An 18,113-nucleotide genomic window follows, 5' to 3' on the forward strand; every position below is an offset into this window, starting at 1 on the left:
GGTGCTTCCTTCTAGAAAAAAGTGCTGATGTTCTTGGCCAGCAGAACGTTCTGGTCGAGCAGGATGGTGCGGCGCGCGACCAGCAGCGTCCCTTCGGTGCGGCGCAGGACATCGCTGCGCTCACCCGCGAAGACGTTGTTTTCCCGTTCGAGGCGGTTGCGGTAGAGCAGAAAATTCGACCGCGCGGCATACTCGCCTTCGGTTTCCGCATGCCGGACCCGCACATTGGTGATTAGGTGCCGGGTACGTGACGGCGGGTCCTCGGCCCAGGCCATGCCGGAGTCCAAACGCCGGATCCGCCAGGCGAGGCTCTTCTTGGTCTCGTCGTAGAAGGCTGCCTCGCCGGGCGCTGCGACCGACATGGCTTGCTGGCGCCGTAACCGATTACTGCGGGTCGGCATCCAGTAGACAAGGTCTTCAGCGAACAGGTCGAGCCAGTCGGCAAAACGCCCCTCGTCGAGTAGTTCGGCTTCCCGGTAGTAGAGCTGCTCAACCTCGAAGTGGGTCGCCGCGTCGGCGCGCTGCTCCACGCCAACCGCTGCCGCTGCGGTCTGGTCGGTCACGGTGCTCACGGCTCATTCCATCCCTTCGAGAGATGTTCGGCGTAGGGTTCGTGCCGGAGTGCGGCACGTCAGGAGCGCAGCAGGCTACGCAGATGCACGGAGGGGTCCGCGAGCTTTCGCTGGTCCACCGGGACGGCTCGGTCGATCAGGCGGCGGGCGGCGCGTGCCGCGTTGCTGTCGTCGACCGTGGCGGCGGCGATCACGCGGTCGCCACGCAGGCCGAAGACGGCGAACGGTGGATGGTCGAGGACGCCACGTACGACCGTGTGCATGGCGTCCGCCATGCGACCGACCACTTCGAGGTGGTTGCCGTACCGGTCGGACCAGTACCAGGGGGCGGCCGGTGCGGGCCCGGCCCGGTCGAGCAGCGTCGCGGCGGCCCGGATGCCGTCGAGTTGCGCGGCCTCCCAGTGCTCCGCCCGGCCCGCGCCGTTGCGCGCTGGGTCGCCGACGGCGAGCACCGCCGGATTGGAGGTAATCTGCCCGGCGTTGACCAGGACACCGCCGTCGACGGTGAGGCCCGCTGCCTCGGCGAGCGTCGTCTCCGGGACCATCCCGACACCGATCACCACCACGTCGAAGACGCGGGCGTGCTCCTCGCCTGTCAGAACTGCCGCTGTCGTGGCAGGAAAGGCGCGCAGTGAAACCACCCGGGCGTGGATGGTCGTGACGCCATGGACCCGGTGCCGGTCGTGCAGCCATTCCGCGAGCTCAGGACCGACCGCGTGGGCCAGCGGGACACCGATCGGATCCACGACGACCACCTCGCATCCCAGCCCTGCGGCGGTCGACGCGACCTCCGCGCCGATGAGGCCGGCGCCCACGACGAGGACTCGCGCACCCGAGACGAGCACGGCACGTAACCGGTCGGCGTCGTCAACGGTCCGCACAGTGTGCACCTGTACAGCGTCGATGCCGGGGATGGGTGGACGAGCCGCCCTGCCCCCGGTGGCGAGCACCACCCGGTCGGCGGGCAGGGATCGTCCGTCGGCGAGTTCGACGCGGCCTTCGTGTGGGCGCAGCGCCGTTACCGAGGCTCTGGTGAGAAGCTCGACCGAATGTCGGCTGTACCATTCGGGCGGTTGCAGGGCGATCTGTCCGTGATCGGACCGGCCGGCCAGGAAGCTTTTCGTCAACGGCGGTCGATCGTGCGGAAACTCGCCGGCGTCGACGATGGTCAGGCCTCCGTCGAACCCACAGTCGCGCAGCCCCGTGGCGGTGCTGACCCCGGCGATGCCGCCGCCGACGATCACCACGTTCATCGCGGTTCCTCACCCGGGGGTACGCCCGGGAAGAGGTAGACATCGTCGCCGCGGACGACCACCCGATGCGCGACGGTGTCGCGGGTCGCCGGTAGGCATTCCACTACACCGGTGCGAAGGCAGAATCGGCTGGAGTGCAGCGGGCACTCGACCCAGCCCTTCTCGACCCAGCCATCCGCAAGGGACGCTGTTTCATGGGTACATGTGTTATTGAGCGCCCAGACGGAGCCGTCCTCGTCGCGCAGTAACGCTATGTCGTCGTCGGTGCCGGTGACAGCGCGGTTGACGGTGATGCCTGCGCCCTCGGGGATGTCGTTGAGATCCGCGACCCGAATGCCGTCGCTCATGTCTGCTCCTCATGCCAGGCTGGGGTATTCATCAGCTGCTGCCAGCGGCCATAGAAGGCACGGCCGGCCGCGTCGCTGTACAGCTCACTCGTCGTGCCGGGATGGCGGCCGTCCTCGCGCTCGGAGCCGAGGCCCATCTGATAGTTGAGCGCGACCCGGTTGGTGACGAAGCCGTGAGCTATCGCCTGCACTTCGCTCCAGTTCTCGCCGTCGTCCTGCTCGAAGATCCCGCTCGGACCGAAGGTGCGCAGGTTGTACAGGCGCTGCGCCTCCTTGACCTCCTCGGGCCAGGATTTGTCGACGATGGTCCAGGCCCAGACCTCCATCCGGTCAGGGCCTTTCGGGTGCCAGATGCGGAGACTGCCAACTACCGGCAGATAGGAGAAGTTAGGAAAAACGGTGGCATGGCCGTTGGTCAACGGCCCCTGGACTCGGGCCGCACCGAGCCGCTCGTGCAGGGCGGGGTAATCGGTCCACTCGTGCACCGGCTGGGCGTCGAAGCGGTTCTTCGGATGCACCGGGAATCCGGCGCCATGACCCTTCGGGTCGACGTACTGCCGGCCGGTGCGGTGCACGATCTCGTCCTTGGGCCGCTTGCCCGCCGGTGTCAGCACCATGAGCGCCGACGCGTGGCTCATGTTGACGTGGTACCAGTCGGTGGCGAACTGTTCCGCGGCCAGCTTCCAGTTGCCTTCCAGGACCCACTTCTGGACGCCCGCGACGACCTCGGTGCCCTCGTCGTCATGGTCGAGAAGAGCGTCCATGTACCACGTCATCGCGCCCAGGGCCTCGCGCAACGGCGGCGCCTGCGGGTTCCACGTACCGAAGATCAGCCCACGGTAGGTGTCGAGCTGGGCGACCTCGACCAGTCCCCAGTCCGCGGTGTCGAACCCGTCCGGGTAGCCGGTCCTGTTCGGCACGCTGATCAGCGCACCGTCGAGGTCGTAGGACCAGCCGTGGTAGGTGCAGGTGAAGTTGCGGGTGGTTCCGAAGTCGGCACGGCATACCCGAGCGCCGCGATGCCGACACGAGTTGAGGAACGCGCGGATGGTGCGGGTGCGGTCCATCGTCACGATCACGGCGTCCTCACCCATGTACGTGGTGAAGAAGTCGCCGGGCTTCTTGAACTGGTCGGTGTGCGCCAGAAACAGCCAACTCGGCGCGAAGACGCGACGTAGCTCCTGCTGGTAGATCTGTGGGTCGGTGAAAATGATCCGGTCGAGCAGCCCACCGGCAGCGTCGACGAGTCCAGACACGTCGACGGGGCGCGCCAGCCCCTGCGGCCGTGTCAGCGCCCCGGCCGGCTGCCCAGACCGGCCTCTGGGTGCCATGTTCGACGTCATGTGCGCTCCTTGAGTCATCGGACGAGCGGGTGCTGGGGCGAATCCGGATGCCGATGCCGTCGGCGGTGTGCCGGGTGCGATGCCCCCAAGCAAACGGTGCCGGCCGGGCACCCCGCCAGCGGTCGTGCCGTACGTCGGCACGGGCGCTGTCCCACCCGCCGTCGGTTCCGGCACGGTGCTCGCATGCTCGCAGCCAGCGCCGTATCCCAAAGCCCTGTCGATCCCCTCGCGGGTCTCGTGGTCGGCGACGTACCGCCACCGAAGCCCAAGGAGGGCTGGTCGGTGGTTCGCGTTATCGCGTCCTCGCTCAACATGCACGACCTGTGGACCCTGCGGGGCGTCGGTCATCCGGCGGAACGCCTGCCCGTCGTGCTCGGCTGCGACGCTGCTGGGATCGACCAGGATGGCAACGAGGTCATCGTCCACCCCGTGCTGGCCGACCCTGACGCCGGACGCGGCGACGAGACCCTCGACCCCAACCGAGCCTTGCTGTCCGAACGACACGACGGCGCGTTCGCGCAGTTTCTGTCCGTCCCGACGCGCAACCTGGTGCCCAAACCTGACTGGCTGACCTTCGACCAGGCCGCATGCCTGCCGGTCGCCTGGACCACCGCGTACCGAATGTTGTTCACCCAGGCCCGGATCACCGCCGGCGACCGGGTCCTCGTGCAGGGCGTTGGCGGTGGTGTCGCCTCCGCCGCCATCAGCCTCGCCGCTGCGGCCGGCGCTGTGGTCTACGCCACGAGCCGCAGCGAGGCCAAACGCGCCGAGGCGCTCAAGTGGGGCGCCAAGGCAGCGCTGGCAGTCGGCGAGCGGCTGCCCGAACGGGTGGATGTGGTCATCGAGACCGTCGGTGAGGCGACCTGGGCGCACTCGCTGAGGGCGCTGCGTCCCGGCGGAACGGTTGTCGTCGCGGGCGCCACCAGTGGCACCAACCCGCCAGCCGATCTGAGTCGCATCTTCTACCTGCAGCAACGGATTCTCGGCTCGACCGGCTGTACCCGCTATGAGCTCGAATCGATGCTGCGCATGATGAAGGCCACCGGGGTGCGCCCGGTGATCGACCGTGCCCTACCGCTCGGCGAGATCACCAAGGGCTTTCAACTCATGGTTGACGGTCAGCTCACCGGCAAACTCGTCATCCACCCGCCGCAGCCATGAAAGGATCCGATTTGCCCGCCGCGCTCGTGGGCCTGTCCCACTCCCCGCTCATTGGTAGGAACGACCCAGCACCGGACGTGCTCGCCGCCGTCGACGCTGCCACCGCCGATGTCCGCAGCTTTGTCGAACGATTCGCCCCGGACCTTGTCGTGCTGTACGCCCCGGACCACTACAACGGCTTCTTCTACAAGGACATGCCACCGTTCTGTCTGGGCACCGCGGCGAGCGCGGTCGGCGACTTCGGGTCCGCCTCAGGCGAACTGTCAGTCGATGGTGACGCGGCCTCGGCGATCGCCTCGGGCGTGCTTGATCGCGGGGTCGACCTAACCATTTCCGCGCGGATGACCGTCGATCACGGGTTCGCGCAGCCCCTCGAAGTTCTTTTTGGCGGCATCGACAGGGTCCCAGTGGTCCCCCTCTTTATCAACAGTGTCGCCAGGCCACTTGGCCCGGTAGCCCGTATCCGTAGCCTCGGCACCGCCGTCGGCCTGGCCGCCGCCGAACTCGACCGCCGTGTGTTGTTCGTCGGCTCCGGGGGCCTGTCGCATGACCCGCCCGTACCGGTGCTGCGAGGCGCCCCACCCCGCGTCGCCGCCGCGCTCATCGACGGTCACCATCCGACGCCGGAGCAACGGGCGCGCGGCGAGGCGCGGGTGGTCCAAGCCGGCCGGGAGTACGCAGCCGGGCAGACCGGCATGGTTCCCATCAACCCGGCGTGGGACAACCTGGTCCTGGACACGTTCGAGCGTGGCGTCCTACAGGACGTCGACGGGTGGACCGTCGACTGGATGGGCGCCGAAGGCGGTGGCTCCGGGCACGAGGTGCGTACCTGGATCGCGGCGTACGCCTCCCTCGCTGCCACCGGCCCGTACGCCGTCACATCGCGGTTTTACCGCCCCATTCCCGAGTGGATCGCCGGATTCGCGATCACCACCGCGCTGCCGACGTGAGAGGGCCCGGCCCGAGCGAATGGTCGGTAAGCGAGACACGGACGAGGTCAGATGCCTGGTGCAGGCGGAAGGAGTTGCTGCGCAATGTCACCAACAGTGGTCGTCACCGGGGGAGCGCGGGGAATAGGTCTCGCCTGTGCCATGCGGCTCGCTCGGCAGGGCGTGCACGTCGAGTTGTGGGACACCGACCAGCCCGGTCTCGACCTGGCTGGCGAACAGCTTGCCTCTCTACGGCTACCGCATTCAGCGGCGGTGGTGGACGTGGCAGAACGCGACGCGGTCACCGACGCCGTGGCGACGCTGACGGGCCGACGGGGGGCACCACTGATTGTCGTGAATGCCGCTGGCATTCTGCGCGGTACCCGAATCCTGGAGATCACCGACAGCGAGTGGGCCGCCGTGCTTCGTGTTTGCCTCACGGGCGCTTTCGTAGTCTCGCAGGCATGCCTGCCGGCGATGCGCGCTGCGGGATTTGGACGCATCGTCAACATCTCGTCGACCGCCGGGAAGACGGTTTCTACGTTAGGCGGGGCCCATTACACGGCCGCCAAGTCCGGGTTGCTCGGCCTCACCCGTGCCATGGCCAAGGAAGCAGCCGGGTGGGGCGTCACCGTCAATGCGGTCTGTCCTGGCCTGATCGGGACGGAAATGGTGTATTCGTCCATCGACTCCGAGGTTGTTCGAGGATATGCCGAATCTTTTCCCATTCCGCGCCTCGGCACGCCTGACGAGGTAGCGGCCGTGGTGGATTTCCTGGTGAGCGAGGACGCTGCGTACGTCACCGGTGCCGCTGTCGACGTCAATGGCGGCGACCTCATGGTCTAGCCGGGGGTGCGGGCGGGCGGCGACAAAGGGAAACGCTCTCATGCGGAGGTTGTCGGATGTTTGGAGTAGTACAGGAGCAGCTGCGGCAGACCTTGGAGGAGATCCGGGCAGCTCGGCTGTACAAGCATGAGCGGCCGCTTGCGTCGCCGCAGGCGGCCCACGTCTTCGTGGACGGAGCGGAGGTGCTCAACTTCTGCGCGAACGACTACCTCGGCCTCGCCAACCACCCGGCAGTGGTCGCGGCCGCGCACGACGCGCTGGCCCGTTGGGGCTTTGGTATGGCATCGGTCCGATTCATTTGTGGGACCCAAACCCCGCACACGCAACTGGAGGAGCGCTTGTCTCAGTTCCTCGGAACCGAGGCGACAATCCTGTTCTCGTCATGCTTCGACGCGAACGCCGGACTGTTCGAGGTGCTTCTCGATGAGCGGGACGCGGTGATCTCGGACGAGCTCAATCACGCATCGATCATCGACGGCATCCGCCTGTGCAAGGCCCAGCGGCTACGCTACCGAAACCGGGATGTGGCTGATCTCGAGGCCCAGCTCCGCCGGGCTGCGAATGCCCGGAGGAGGTTGATCGTCACCGACGGGGTCTTCTCGATGCACGGCTACCTGGCGCCGCTTGACGCAATCTGCGATCTCGCCGACCGCTACGACGCGATGGTGATGGTGGACGATTCGCACGCCGTCGGCATGCTCGGGAACTCCGGCGCTGGCACGCCCGAGCTGTTCGGCGTGCAGGATCGCGTTGATATCAACACCGGTACCCTGGGAAAGGCGCTCGGTGGCGCGTCTGGCGGATATGTGAGCGGACGGGCTGAGATCGTCACGCTGCTCCGTCAGCGGGCCCGTCCGTATTTGTTCTCGAATTCGGTCGCGCCGGCGGTTGTGGCCGGCTCGCTCGCCGCACTGGACCTGGTGATCGGAAATCAGGCCGATCGTGGCCGGCTCTTTCGCAATGCCGCGCTCTTCCGGCGGCTGATGACCGAAGCCGGATTCGAACTGCTGTCCGGCGCGCACCCGATCGTGCCTGTGATGTTTGGAGATGCCGATCTCGCGGGTCGGATCGCAGAAGAGATGCAGCGCCGGCACGTCTACGTGACCGCCTTCAGCTTCCCGGTGGTGCCGCGGGGAGAGGCCCGCATCCGGGTCCAGCTGTCCGCAGGTCATTCTTCGGACGACGTCGTGAGCTGTGTGCAGGCGTTCGTCGACGCTCGCTCGACCGCGCGGAGAGCACTGGCGGCCGGCCACGACACTCACGATTGACTGTCGCAATGGAGCAAACGCCGCTGGGGGCGGGCCGGCGGCTACCGGCGGCTGCTCGAACCGTGCCCGAGCCTCGGCGCCGCCTGCCGGCACACGATGACTTGAAATCATTTTCATGGCGCAGCGTCCCTTTTGGTGACCGGCGACGCCCGGTGCGGTGGTCGTTCTTCCGCTGTCGTGTCGTGACCTGTAGATCTTTTCGCGCCGAACGGCTTACCCAGCAGTCTTGACACCAGTGTGCCACTGGCACATAATTCCCGCAGTGCCGCCAGAACGCGTTCGGCAAGATCTGATTTCGATAGGAGCGCGATGTCGTCGGTTAGGTCGCCTAAAGAAAACCCGAACGCGTCGGCGCCGGGGCGCAATCGATTTTTGTCCCTGGCCTCCGACGCTGCCGAACTATCGCCGGAATTGGTCGCGCTTCGCCATAAGCTGCATCGTCAGCCGGAGGTGGGACTGGATTTGCCGCAGACTCAGCATGCTGTTCTTGAGGCACTCGCCGGGCTGCCGGTCGAGACGTCCGTCGGTCGGTCGCTCTCGTCGGTGATCGGTGTGATCCGTGGGCCGCAGGCTGCCGACCACAACGCTGACGCCGTTATTCTCCGGGCGGACATGGACGCCATTCCGGGGGCGGAGAAAACGGCCGTCGAGTATGCCTCCACGAATGGCCTGATGCATGCTTGTGGACACGATCTGCACACCGCGATGCTTGTCGGCGCCGCGCACCTTCTCAGTGCACGGACCGCTGAGCTGGCTGGCGATGTGATCCTCATGTTCCAGCCCGGCGAAGAGGGGCATCTAGGCGCACAAACGATGCTCGCGGAGGGGCTTCTTGATTCCGTCCCGGGGTCAGTGGTGGCCGCCTACGCTATTCACGTTTCGTCCGCGCTTATTCCTCGCGGCGTTTTCGCTTCGCGCAAGCACTGCATGATGTCGGGTCTCACATCCATGCGGGTGAGACTCGTCGGGACTGGCACGCACGCTTCGACACCGCACCTGGGCCAGAACCCGGTGCTCGCCGCGTCCGACATGATTCTCAGCCTCCAGGCGATGGTCACGCGTCGGTTCGACGTCTTCGATCCCGTTGTTCTGACCATTGTGAAGATCGAAGGCGGGCAGGCGTCGAACGCAATACCTGAATGTGTCGTGTTCGAAGCGTCGGTACGCGCCTTTTCTGAGAGGTCGATGCTTCAAGTAATTGCAGAGGCTACCAGCGTAATCAAGGGGATCGCGAGCTTGCATGGGGTGGCGGCGGACGTATCCTGCGTTGAAACCTGCGGTCCAGTGATGAACGCCGAGTCGAGCGTCGAACTCGTCGAGAAATGTGTTTCGGAAATCTTCGGTCCAGCGCGGTATCAGGGCCTGCCGAGTCCGCTCACTGCTTCAGAAGACTTCTCTGAAGTTCTCGAACGCGTTCCAGGTGCAATAGTCCTGTTGGGCGCGCATCCTTCGAAATACGCCACCGAGGACGCACCGTTCAACCACTCGCCAAGCGCGGAGTTCGACGATGGAGTGATCGCTGATGGTGCCATGTTGCTCACTGAACTTGCCATTCGCACCCTAGCCGACTCGAAGTCGGCCTGAAAGATAATGGGGAAGTGCGCCGGGCGACTGCACTACGGGCCGACGAGAAGAATCTTCAAGAGAACCGAGGGATACCGATGAGATTCAACCGAAATGCTTCGCTGGTCGCGGCGGTGGTCGCGACAGCCGTTACGGCGGCGGCGTGCACTGCACCGGGCACGGGCTCCAACGGGAACCCAGGGGGCGTGTCCGGTACTGTGCGCATCGGGATCGGGTCCGATCCCAGTACCTTGGACCCGGCTTTGATCAACAACATTCAGGATGCGTACGTCGCCAGTCCGGTCTACGAAACCCTCGTCCGCCGGACCGATTCAGGACAGGTCGTGGGCGGCCTTGCCATAAACTGGGATGTCAAACCCGACAAAGCCACCTTCACGCTGCGCGACAAGATTTTCTGCAGCGACGGCACACCGCTTTCTGCCTCTGCGGTGGCAGCTTCCCTCAATCGGCTCGTCGCGCCGGGCACAAAATCGAACAGCGCCCGCTTCTCGTTCGGAACGGGTACGGCGACGGCGCAGGGCGACGACGCCGCGAACACGGTGACGGTATCGCTATCAAAGCCCTGGTCGGACCTGCTCGTCGGTGTGGCCATGCCATGGACGGCCATTATCTGCCCCGCCGGACTGGCCGATCCGGCCTCGCTCGCTACTCGCTCAGCCGGCACCGGCCCCTACATCCTCGACGGTGCGACACCTGGGCGGAGCTATACGTATGTGCGGCGATCGGATCACACGCCGCCGCCTGATCCCACGGTCACCAGGTCCGGCAAGACGCCGCAAAAGCTGGTCTATGAGGTGGTCAACGACAGCAGCACCATGGCCAACGCACTGCAGACCGGCCAGTTGGATGCGGGGCTGCTGACGGATCCAAACGTCGAACGCTTCTCAGGCGCCGGCGGATTCACCGTCGAGTCGAAGAATGTGGGAAGCTCGCTGCTCATCTTCAACCAGGCCCGCGGAAAGCCAACTGCCGACCCGAGCGTCCGGCGGGCACTGATGGCGACAATCGACAAGAACGCCTTCAACCGCGCCACTTGGGCAGGCAAGGCCGAGGTGATCTCAAGCCTCAGCCCGGCTGGCCCTTCATGCGCTGACAGCTCCAAGGCCGACGCGGGACCCACCTTCGATCTGGCCAAGGCCAAGGAGGACCTTGCCGGGCAGAAACTGAAGATCCGCGTCGTGGGCACCACCCAGGCGGCTGGCGGCGCCGGTACGGCGTACGTCCAGGCCGCCCTGAAGGAGGCCGGAGTGGACGCCACACTGGCCAACACCGACACGACAACCTGGGCGACGACCCTGTTCGGTGGCACCAACAACTGGGACGCGACTGTCCTCTTCGCGATCAACCTGGCCGGAACTCTCGCTGCCGTCGGCGGATACCTGCTCGGTCCGCCCCCACCCGCCGGGGTGAACTTCGCGAATATCGACAACGCGAGCTTCTCCGGCCACTTCGGTGAAGCTACGACGAAGGCCGGGAACGCGTCGTGCGGCGCATGGGCCGACGCCCAACGGGACTTGATGGGCAACTACGACGTCCTGCCCCTCTCCGGTGTGCTGTTCCAGCTGGTCTGGTCGGCGAAGGTCAAGGGCAGCGCGCCGAACGGTGTCATCGACGGGACGTCTCTGCGGTTGCAGTAGAGAATTCGGAGGCGACCTGTGGTGAAGTACATGGCACGTTTGCCGGGGCGCCGGTACGTGGTCGCAGCACGGCGGGGACCCGCCGTGCTCCGGGCCAACCCGTCGCTGCGGTTCTGGGCTACCCGGCTGGCGTTCCTTCCAGGGATCTTGGCCATCTTGCTGGTGGCGACGTTCTGCATTGTCCACCTGATCCCCGGGGACCCCGCGCTGGCAATCCTGGGTACCTCCGCCACACCCGCGCAACTGGCAGAGGTCCGGCACGCGCTACGGCTGGACGAGCCGCTCACCGCCCAGTTCCGGGACTATGTCATTGGCATCGCCAAGGGTGATCTGGGCGTGTCCTTCCGCAACGGCGAACCGGTCGCCCAGGTGATCCTGAAGCGCCTGCCCACCACGCTGGCCCTGGCCGGCTTCTCGCTGGCGCTCGTACTCCTCGTCGGGGTGTCCGCCGGCATCGCGGTGGCGGCCGTCGCTGCCCGACGACCCTCCGTCGACAGCGCCTTCGGGGCCGCTGCGAGCATCCTCGGCTCCCTACCGGAGTACATCTCGGCGACATTGCTCGTGTTGCTGTTCGCGCTCTGGCTGCGGGTTGCTCCGGCCGCCGGCATCCAGAGCTGGGACTCCTACATTCTGCCGGTCATAGCACTGAGTATCGCGCCCACGGCGCTCATGGCCCGCGTCGCCAACCGGGAGGCGTCGGTGGTCCTGCGGCAGGATTACCTGCGGGCGGCTCGTGCCAAGCATCTCTCGCTCGTGCGTATCTATCTTCGTCACGTGCTGCCGAATGTCATGACCGGCGTCCTACCCTTCGCCGGGTTGCTGGTGACCGGGCTGGTGGGCGGCGCAGTCGTCGTAGAGAGCGTCTTCAACCTCCCCGGACTGGGTTCCGTCGTCGTGGCCTCCGTCCAGCAGCGTGACTACCCCGTGATCCAGGCCGCCGTACTGGTGTTGGGAGTTGTCGCGTCGGTCGCCAGCGCCGTCGTTGACGTCGGCCTCGGAGCTCTGGATCCGCGCGCCGCGGAAGGAGAACGCCCGTGAGACAGCATCGAGTTCGGCCGCGCCAGCGGAGACGATGGTCCGCCCCACTGCGTGTGGGCTGCGGCATCCTGCTCGCGGTGGTGGCCGTTGCGATGGTCGCCCCGCCGACCATCGGAGCCGGGGCTGATTCGCTCTCCGGCCTTGCCCGCTCCGGCCCGACCGCCCACCACGTGCTTGGAACCGACGCGCTCGGCCGGGACAACCTCCTGCGCACTCTGGACGCGGCCCGTCTGACCCTGCTCATGGCAGTCGCCGCCACCGCGCTCGCCGCGATCGTCGGGGTCAGCGTCGGCGCGGGCCTGGCCCTGGGTGGGCGGCGTGTCAGGACCATCGGTGGCCGCTTCATCGACCTGCTGATGGCGTACCCGCCGATTGTGGTGGCCGTGCTCGTCACCTCGATCCTGAACCCGGGCGTGACCACCTCGGTCTACGCCATCGGTGTCGCCATGGTGCCGGCCTTCGCGCGGTTGAGCCTCCGGCTCGGGTCATCCGTTGCCGGGCGCGACTACGTCGCCCTTGCGCGACTTGCCGGTGTGGGTCGCGGGCGGATACTGGTCCGACACATCCTTCCCAACGTGGCTGAGCCGCTGTTGGTGTTCACCTCGGTCGCGATGGGGACCGCGGTGCTGGCGCTGTCCGCGCTGAGCTTTCTGGGGATCGGCGTGCAACCGCCGGCGTACGACTGGGGACAACTCCTCAACGATGGTCTGTCCGCGATGTACACGAATCCGGTGCACGTCGTTGGTCCGGTAGTGGGCATCACGCTGGTCGGCCTGGCGTTCGGCCTGATCGGCGAGGGCCTCGCCGCACGATCTGAGCGCCGTCCGCAACGCCGAGCCGCCCTGCCGGCCAGACGTCGTACTCGATCGCGCCAACTCGCCCCGGCGACGCCGTCCGGATCGTCGAAGGACCTCGTCCGGATGCGAGGACTGGTTGTCGAGACGGACGGCGCCTCACCGACCCCGATCGTTGACGGCTTGAACTTGACCATCGGGCACGGAGAGATCGTCGGAATCTGTGGCGAGTCCGGCAGCGGTAAGTCGTCGGTGGTGAACGTCATCGCGGATGTCCTGCCGCCTGGCCTCCGGTCGCAGGCGGCTGAGCTGGCCCTCTTCGGCGTCGACGTCCGGGCGCAACGCTCCACCGCGCTGTCCATGAAGGTTGGCCTGGTCTTTCAGGACCCGTTGGCGGCACTCAACCCGACCATGCGAATCGAGGGGCAACTGACAGAGGCTCTGCTTCGGCATCGGCGGTGCGGTAGGGCCGAGGCGCGCTCGGAAGCACTGGCCCGTCTGACCGAAGTGGGTGTCCCCGACCCCGCTGCCGCGTTACGGCGTTATCCCCATCAGTTCTCGGGGGGCCTGCGCCAGCGAATCGTCATCGCGATGGCGTTGATGATGAACCCGTCGATGCTGATCGCCGATGAGCCCACCACGGCTCTCGACGTGACAACACAGGCAAACGTCCTTCGCCTTCTGGGCAGGTTGCGACGTGAGCGGGACATGTCAGTTCTGATCGTTTCGCATGATCTGGGGGTGCTCGCCGAGATCTGTGATCGCGTCCTGATCATGCGCCGCGGGTGCCTCGCCGAGGAGCTGACCGGTTCGGACCTGGCAGCTCGTCGGGCGTCGAGCGCCTACACCAAGGCGTTGTTCGACGCCACCCCGAGCTTGAGCCGCGCAGATTGGGGCACAACCACGATGGTCAGTTCAACACGACAGGCGTCCCTCTGATGGCTGGCCACGACCTGCGCGTATCGGACCTGACCACGTCGTACAGCAGGGGAGCGCCGCCCATCCTGTCCGCCCTCCACCTCACCTTTCCTGCCGGGGAGAGTTTCGCCATAGTGGGTGAGTCCGGGTCCGGCAAGACGACGCTGGCGCGGGTCATCTCCGGCCTCATGCGTCCGCTGAACGGTGAGGTGACCCTGGGCGGAGAGAGCCTTTGGGCGGACGGTCGTTGGCGGGGCACCAGGCGAGTCCAGTACGTCCCCCAGGACCCGTCATCCTCGCTGAACCCGAGGATGACGGTGGGTGAGGCGATCGCCGAGGTGATCGACCCACGTCGGCCGGGTAGGGCGCGGACGCAAGCTGTCGAGCTGCTCCGGTCCGTCGGACTCTCGGGCACCGAGTACGCCCGCTATCCGCACGAGCTCTCGGGCGGCCAGCGCCAGCGGATCGCGATCAGCCGGGCGATCGCGGTACGGCCGGAGGTGCTGGTGGCGGACGAGATCACATCAGCGCTGGACAGTACGGTGCAAGCCGAGGTGCTGAGCGTCCTGGCCGATCTGCGGCGCACGATGAATCTGTCCCTTGTCTTGATCTCCCACGATCTCGCCGTGGTAAGCGTTGCGTGCTCTCAGGCGGCTGTCCTGTATCGGGGAACCATCGTCGAGGCGGGTCTGACGGCAAACCTGCTCGGCCGGCCCCGACACCCGTACACCCGATTGCTGCTCGATTCCGTGCCGGGCGCCGGACGCAGGCGCCAACCGCCGGTGGGCCCATCGGCGCGCGGGCATGACGACGGGCCGCCGGGCAGGGGCTGTGTGTTTCGGGCACGCTGCTCATCGCTGTATCCCGGTCGGCAGACCACCGCCTGTGAGCGGGTTCGACCTCAGCTAGTCGGTTCCGCGGAGTCGAGAACGGCATGCCACGTTCCGCTCCTGCCCACGATGGAGACCAAGATGGAGGAAAATCGATGAAGCCGCCGGCTCGACCAGAGGACGTGCTGGAGCTCCGCTTCCCGATGGCGGCCACACTCAGCCCGGAGGGTCGTCGTCTGGCCCTTTCGCTGGCCGCCACAGATGCCGCGGTTCCGGCTGACCGGACCTCATTGTGGCTGTTGGACCTCACCACCGACGAGATGAGTCAGATCGATCTGTCGGCGGTGTGGCTGTCCGCGCCGGTGTGGTCACCGGACGGCGGTGCCCTGGCGGTCGTCGCGTTGGTGTCCGGAGTGCCACAGGTCTGCGTGATCTCCGTGCGGGAGCAGCCGGCCACACTGCGTCCTGTGACGACGCTGCCGATGGGTGTCGGAATGGTCACCCCCGACTGGTCACCGGACGGAACGCAGCTGACGTTCTCCGCGCCGGTGAAGCCGCCCCGCAACCCCGGCGCACCATACCGAGTGACTCAGCCGTTGTGGCGCCTCGACGGAGTGGGCCTGATCGACGATTTACGTCAAGAGATTCATCTGGTGGACGTGGACACGTGCCTTGTCCGCCAGGTCACGTCGCACGGCGGTGTGAACGCGGCAGTGTCATTCAGTTTTGACGGTGCTCGGCTGCTGTATACGGCATTCGACACGGATGATCGTAGGCAGCGCTTTGTTGTCCGCTCTGTCGATCTGGCCAGCCGTGACCAACGGACCTACTACGACGAGCAGTTCTACGTGTTCGCGCCCGCGGCGGCATGGCTCGCTGACGGTTCGGTCGTGTTCACCACACTCAACAGTGGCGGTCTGGAACGGATGAGCCTTCTGGTCGAGCGGCCGGACGGGCGCCGTGCCGTTTGCCCGCTCCCGTCCGACGGTTGGCTGTTTGGGATGGTGCAGGGCGACTTCCCGTTCTTCAATCTGCAGTCACCCCGAATTGTCGTCGGTCCAGGCGGCAGGGACGCCTTCGTGCACGTCCAGCACGGCGGGAAGGTCAACGTCTACCGTACCTCGCTGGTCGAGCCCGGGGATTGGCAGCTCGTGGTAGACGACGACGCGGTCAGCGTGCCGTTCGCAGCGACCGCGGACTTCCTTCTCTATGCACGGACGACGATGACTGATCCGCCGGACTTCTGGACGCTGGATCTGCGCGACGGGACGCGACTTCGTCGGACTGCCCTAAACTCCGGCGTCCCCTTCCTGGGCAGCTACGAGATCCACCCGCTGACCGTACAGTCACCGGACGGAACCCCGGTGGAAAGCTGGTACCTGAGGTCGGTGGATGCAGCCGGTCCCTTGCCGACGGTCGTGTCACTGCACGGCGGTCCATCGGTCGCATGTTGGGGCCACGCGTACAGCTTCGATCACCTCCTGCTTGCGGACGCCGGGTACGGGGTGTTTCTTCCGAACACCCGCGGCTCGTCCGGCTACACCGCCGAATTCGTCAAGGCCAATCACGGCAGGTGGGGACAGGCGGAGTTGGCGGACCTTATGGCGGCGGTTGACGGGGCCGTCGCAGCGGGGCTTGCCGACCCGGACCGACTTGCCGCGTTCGGGATCTCGGCCGGAGCGTTTCTCGCCGGCTGGGCCGTGACGCACACCGATCGGTTCGCCTGTGCGGTTCTGGACTCTCCGGCGCTGGACTGGGCGGCGATGATCGGTTCCGACATCGGCCCGCTCTTCATGCCGTGGATCGGCGCGACGTACGGGGCGGGTGAAGCGGCGGCGGGCGTCTACGCTCGGTCGTCGGTGACCACCTACGCGGCCAACTGCCGCACTCCGGTCCTGTTCATTCAGAACGAGGGCGACCAACGTACGCCGGCGAGCCAGTCGGATCAGCTGTACGCGGCACTGCATATCCATGGCTGCGTTACCGAGATGCTACGGGTGCCCGGTACGCCGCACGCGGCGTCAATTGGCTTCGGTCACCCACGTGCCCGAACGGCTCAGAACGAGGCGTTGCTTGACTGGGTGTGCCGATACCTGCCCCCTCACGAGGCGACCGACGGGGCCACCATCCGCAACAGCGCCTCGAACGCCTGACGAGCGGCAGCCTGGTCGCCGGTAAGAAACATGTCCAACAGCAGGCCACGGAACGCCGCCACGAGTAACCACGCCTCGCTCTGCGCGTCATGGTCCGAAAGACCCTCTGCCCGGCCCAGCGCGGCGAGAGTCGGTGTCCAACCAGTGACGACGGTACCGAGAAATGCCGAGTGAGCCTCGAGGTCCTCCATGGCCGCGCCGGCAAGCGAGAAGAACAGCCTGCTTTGAAATTGGTGACCCGGGGTCAGATACAGCTCCCAGGCGCGTCCCAGAAAGTCGGCACGGCTGGTTGCCGACGCGCTCAGTTCCGCAAGGTCGTTTTTCCGCAGCCTCAACATGACCGCGCCGAGCAGCTTCTCGCGTGTGCCGAAGTGATATTGGAGCATTCGGTGGCTTGTGCCGAAGGCGGCGGCGAGTTGTCGGAGAGACGCGTGCGTCGCGCCGGTGGCCTGCACAAATTGGGTGGCTTTGGTGAGGATGCCATCGGCCGGTGTTCCGGGCTCCGGGAGCAGCGGTTCGCTGTGTACGGCAGCAGCCATCGGGCCACCTCGAATCACTCGGCGTCGGGCTGTGGGCAACGTGCTGCACCTTACCCGGGCCGCTATTGGGCAGGTGTCGGCAGGATCGCTGCGGGTCCTCCAGCGGGCAGGTCCTCACCGATCCGTGATCACAATCCCCGGGCAGGAGCGCTAACTTGATCTTTAACCTCCTGAGGTCCCGCGGGGACCCCGAACGCCAATGGAAACAGCCCTTGGTTGATGATCTTCTTGTCCAAGGGACGTCTCGTAACTCGGGGCAGCTCAGACGGGGTGATCCCGGAGCTCCGGGATCGATGGTTGCTGTGTGTTGCTGGATGAACGTGACGCGCGAGGAGACGTCGCTGCGGGGCAGGGTGCTGAGCTGGCTGGCGGCACGCCGCAGCCTGTCGATCAGCGTGGTTTTTGCCGGCTCCGGGTCCGCCGGTGATGACGATGTACTGGCTGCTCACGTCGTCCTCTCTGTGATAGGCGTGTACTCCTCGTGGCCCCGGCGTCTGTCCGTTGGGGATGATCACCGAGGATGCGTGGGTGCAGGTGATCTCCCGTAGCCCGCCAGGAGTGGATCCTCCCTTTCACGGGGGCTGACCCCGCCCAGTTCAGCAAGCTGGTCCGGCTGGTCGCCGAGGTTGGCGGAGACGGAATCGCTGACGGTCGGCCGGGCCGGCAGTGGGCCCTCGACCTGGCCGACCGGGTGCTGCTGGTGGCTGTCTACCGGCGCACGAACCTGACGATGCGGCAGATCGGCCCGCAGTTCGGAGTGTCGCATTCCGCCGCGCACCGAGTCATCGACACTCTCGGTCTATGCCGACACCAATACCGCGCCAGAACAACCCACTACCAGCGGCGACTTCGCGCGTCGCGCCGAAGCCGGCGCCAAGGAGTCGTAGCCGCGCCGGGCGAC

At 66.4% G+C, this 18,113-nt stretch carries 15 protein-coding genes and 1 pseudogene; 11 read left to right on the plus strand and 5 right to left on the minus strand.

Annotated elements, in window-relative coordinates; all coding sequences use genetic code 11:
• Positions 1–11: 11 nt before the first annotated feature.
• From OG767_RS10330 to OG767_RS10345, 4 genes are read right to left on the minus strand one after another with little or no spacing between them, the layout of a single operon-like run.
• Entirely contained in the window at positions 12–572 is a 561-nt protein-coding gene (locus OG767_RS10330) for an aromatic-ring-hydroxylating dioxygenase subunit beta (RefSeq protein ID WP_405093183.1), read from the minus strand.
• A gap of 59 nt (positions 573–631) precedes the next feature.
• A complete protein-coding gene (locus OG767_RS10335; protein ID WP_405093184.1) occupies positions 632–1,825 on the minus strand; it encodes an NAD(P)/FAD-dependent oxidoreductase in 1,194 nt (397 codons plus the stop codon).
• Positions 1,822–2,172 carry a non-heme iron oxygenase ferredoxin subunit gene (locus tag OG767_RS10340; protein WP_405093185.1) on the minus strand — a complete coding sequence of 117 codons (351 nt, stop codon included), beginning with the start codon at positions 2,170–2,172 and terminating at the stop codon, positions 1,822–1,824. The genes OG767_RS10335 and OG767_RS10340 overlap by 4 nt, the downstream gene beginning before the upstream one ends.
• Entirely contained in the window at positions 2,169–3,515 is a 1,347-nt protein-coding gene (locus tag OG767_RS10345) for an aromatic ring-hydroxylating dioxygenase subunit alpha (RefSeq protein WP_405093186.1), read from the minus strand. The genes OG767_RS10340 and OG767_RS10345 overlap by 4 nt, the downstream gene beginning before the upstream one ends.
• Positions 3,516–3,698: 183 nt before the next feature.
• On the opposite strand from OG767_RS10345, the gene OG767_RS10350 reads away from it, so the two are divergent.
• The 10 genes from OG767_RS10350 (at position 3,699) to OG767_RS10395 (ending at position 16,673) form a co-directional block, all read left to right on the plus strand.
• Positions 3,699–4,676 (plus strand): zinc-binding dehydrogenase, encoded by a 978-nt coding sequence (locus OG767_RS10350; protein WP_405093187.1) that lies wholly within the window; start codon positions 3,699–3,701, stop codon positions 4,674–4,676.
• Positions 4,673–5,626, plus strand: a complete 954-nt coding sequence (locus tag OG767_RS10355) for a 3-carboxyethylcatechol 2,3-dioxygenase (RefSeq protein WP_405093188.1) — start codon at positions 4,673–4,675, stop codon at positions 5,624–5,626. Before OG767_RS10350 ends, OG767_RS10355 begins: the two co-directional genes overlap by 4 nt.
• An 84-nt stretch (positions 5,627–5,710) precedes the next feature.
• Complete coding sequence (locus OG767_RS10360; protein WP_405093189.1) at positions 5,711–6,451, plus strand: SDR family oxidoreductase; 741 nt, start codon at positions 5,711–5,713, stop codon at positions 6,449–6,451.
• Positions 6,452–6,507: 56 nt separating this feature from the next.
• Positions 6,508–7,719: a glycine C-acetyltransferase gene (locus tag OG767_RS10365; protein WP_405093190.1), complete on the plus strand. Its 1,212-nt coding sequence runs from the start codon at positions 6,508–6,510 to the stop codon at positions 7,717–7,719.
• Positions 7,720–8,028: 309 nt separating this feature from the next.
• A complete protein-coding gene (locus OG767_RS10370) occupies positions 8,029–9,303 on the plus strand; it encodes a M20 family metallopeptidase (protein ID WP_405093191.1) in 1,275 nt (424 codons plus the stop codon).
• 185 nt (positions 9,304–9,488) lie between these two features.
• Positions 9,489–10,940 carry an ABC transporter substrate-binding protein gene (locus OG767_RS10375; RefSeq protein ID WP_405093192.1) on the plus strand — a complete coding sequence of 484 codons (1,452 nt, stop codon included), beginning with the start codon at positions 9,489–9,491 and terminating at the stop codon, positions 10,938–10,940.
• A gap of 84 nt (positions 10,941–11,024) precedes the next feature.
• The gene (locus OG767_RS10380; RefSeq protein WP_405093193.1) at positions 11,025–11,978 is read left to right on the plus strand and encodes an ABC transporter permease; all 954 of its coding nucleotides are present in this window, start codon (positions 11,025–11,027) and stop codon (positions 11,976–11,978) included.
• 77 nt (positions 11,979–12,055) lie between these two features.
• Positions 12,056–13,711: an ATP-binding cassette domain-containing protein gene (locus OG767_RS10385; protein ID WP_405093194.1), complete on the plus strand. Its 1,656-nt coding sequence runs from the start codon at positions 12,056–12,058 to the stop codon at positions 13,709–13,711.
• The gene (locus OG767_RS10390; RefSeq protein ID WP_405093195.1) at positions 13,711–14,679 is read left to right on the plus strand and encodes an ABC transporter ATP-binding protein; all 969 of its coding nucleotides are present in this window, start codon (positions 13,711–13,713) and stop codon (positions 14,677–14,679) included. Before OG767_RS10385 ends, OG767_RS10390 begins: the two co-directional genes overlap by 1 nt.
• A complete protein-coding gene (locus tag OG767_RS10395; RefSeq protein ID WP_405093196.1) occupies positions 14,676–16,673 on the plus strand; it encodes a S9 family peptidase in 1,998 nt (665 codons plus the stop codon). The genes OG767_RS10390 and OG767_RS10395 overlap by 4 nt, the downstream gene beginning before the upstream one ends.
• On the opposite strand, the gene OG767_RS10400 is transcribed toward OG767_RS10395, so the two are convergent.
• The gene (locus OG767_RS10400) at positions 16,622–17,212 is read right to left on the minus strand and encodes a TetR/AcrR family transcriptional regulator (RefSeq protein ID WP_405093197.1); all 591 of its coding nucleotides are present in this window, start codon (positions 17,210–17,212) and stop codon (positions 16,622–16,624) included. The two genes, OG767_RS10395 and OG767_RS10400, sit on opposite strands and share 52 nt — an antisense overlap.
• A 528-nt stretch (positions 17,213–17,740) precedes the next feature.
• Between OG767_RS10400 and OG767_RS10405 the strand changes: the two are divergent.
• Positions 17,741–18,011 (plus strand): annotated as a pseudogene (locus tag OG767_RS10405) (transposase family protein); the annotation flags it as partial.
• Between the last annotated feature and the right edge of the window lie 102 nt (positions 18,012–18,113).

The sequence above is a fragment of the Micromonospora sp. NBC_01392 genome, from assembly GCF_045040125.1.
GTDB lineage: Bacteria > Actinomycetota > Actinomycetes > Mycobacteriales > Micromonosporaceae > Micromonospora.

Excerpts from the sequence above, each read along its gene's own strand:
- OG767_RS10365 (WP_405093190.1), top strand. The coding sequence starts at position 6,508 with ATGTTTGGAGTAGTACAGGAGCAGCTGCGGCAGACCTTGGAGGAGATC.
- OG767_RS10335 (WP_405093184.1), bottom strand. The coding sequence starts at position 1,825 with ATGAACGTGGTGATCGTCGGCGGCGGCATCGCCGGGGTCAGCACCGCC.
- OG767_RS10345 (WP_405093186.1), bottom strand. The coding sequence starts at position 3,515 with ATGACGTCGAACATGGCACCCAGAGGCCGGTCTGGGCAGCCGGCCGGG.
- OG767_RS10360 (WP_405093189.1), top strand. The coding sequence starts at position 5,711 with ATGTCACCAACAGTGGTCGTCACCGGGGGAGCGCGGGGAATAGGTCTC.
- OG767_RS10390 (WP_405093195.1), top strand. The coding sequence starts at position 13,711 with ATGGCTGGCCACGACCTGCGCGTATCGGACCTGACCACGTCGTACAGC.
- OG767_RS10350 (WP_405093187.1), top strand. The coding sequence starts at position 3,699 with ATGCTCGCAGCCAGCGCCGTATCCCAAAGCCCTGTCGATCCCCTCGCG.
- OG767_RS10395 (WP_405093196.1), top strand. The coding sequence starts at position 14,676 with ATGAAGCCGCCGGCTCGACCAGAGGACGTGCTGGAGCTCCGCTTCCCG.
- OG767_RS10340 (WP_405093185.1), bottom strand. The coding sequence starts at position 2,172 with ATGAGCGACGGCATTCGGGTCGCGGATCTCAACGACATCCCCGAGGGC.
- OG767_RS10355 (WP_405093188.1), top strand. The coding sequence starts at position 4,673 with ATGAAAGGATCCGATTTGCCCGCCGCGCTCGTGGGCCTGTCCCACTCC.
- OG767_RS10400 (WP_405093197.1), bottom strand. The coding sequence starts at position 17,212 with ATGGCTGCTGCCGTACACAGCGAACCGCTGCTCCCGGAGCCCGGAACA.
- OG767_RS10370 (WP_405093191.1), top strand. The coding sequence starts at position 8,029 with ATGTCGTCGGTTAGGTCGCCTAAAGAAAACCCGAACGCGTCGGCGCCG.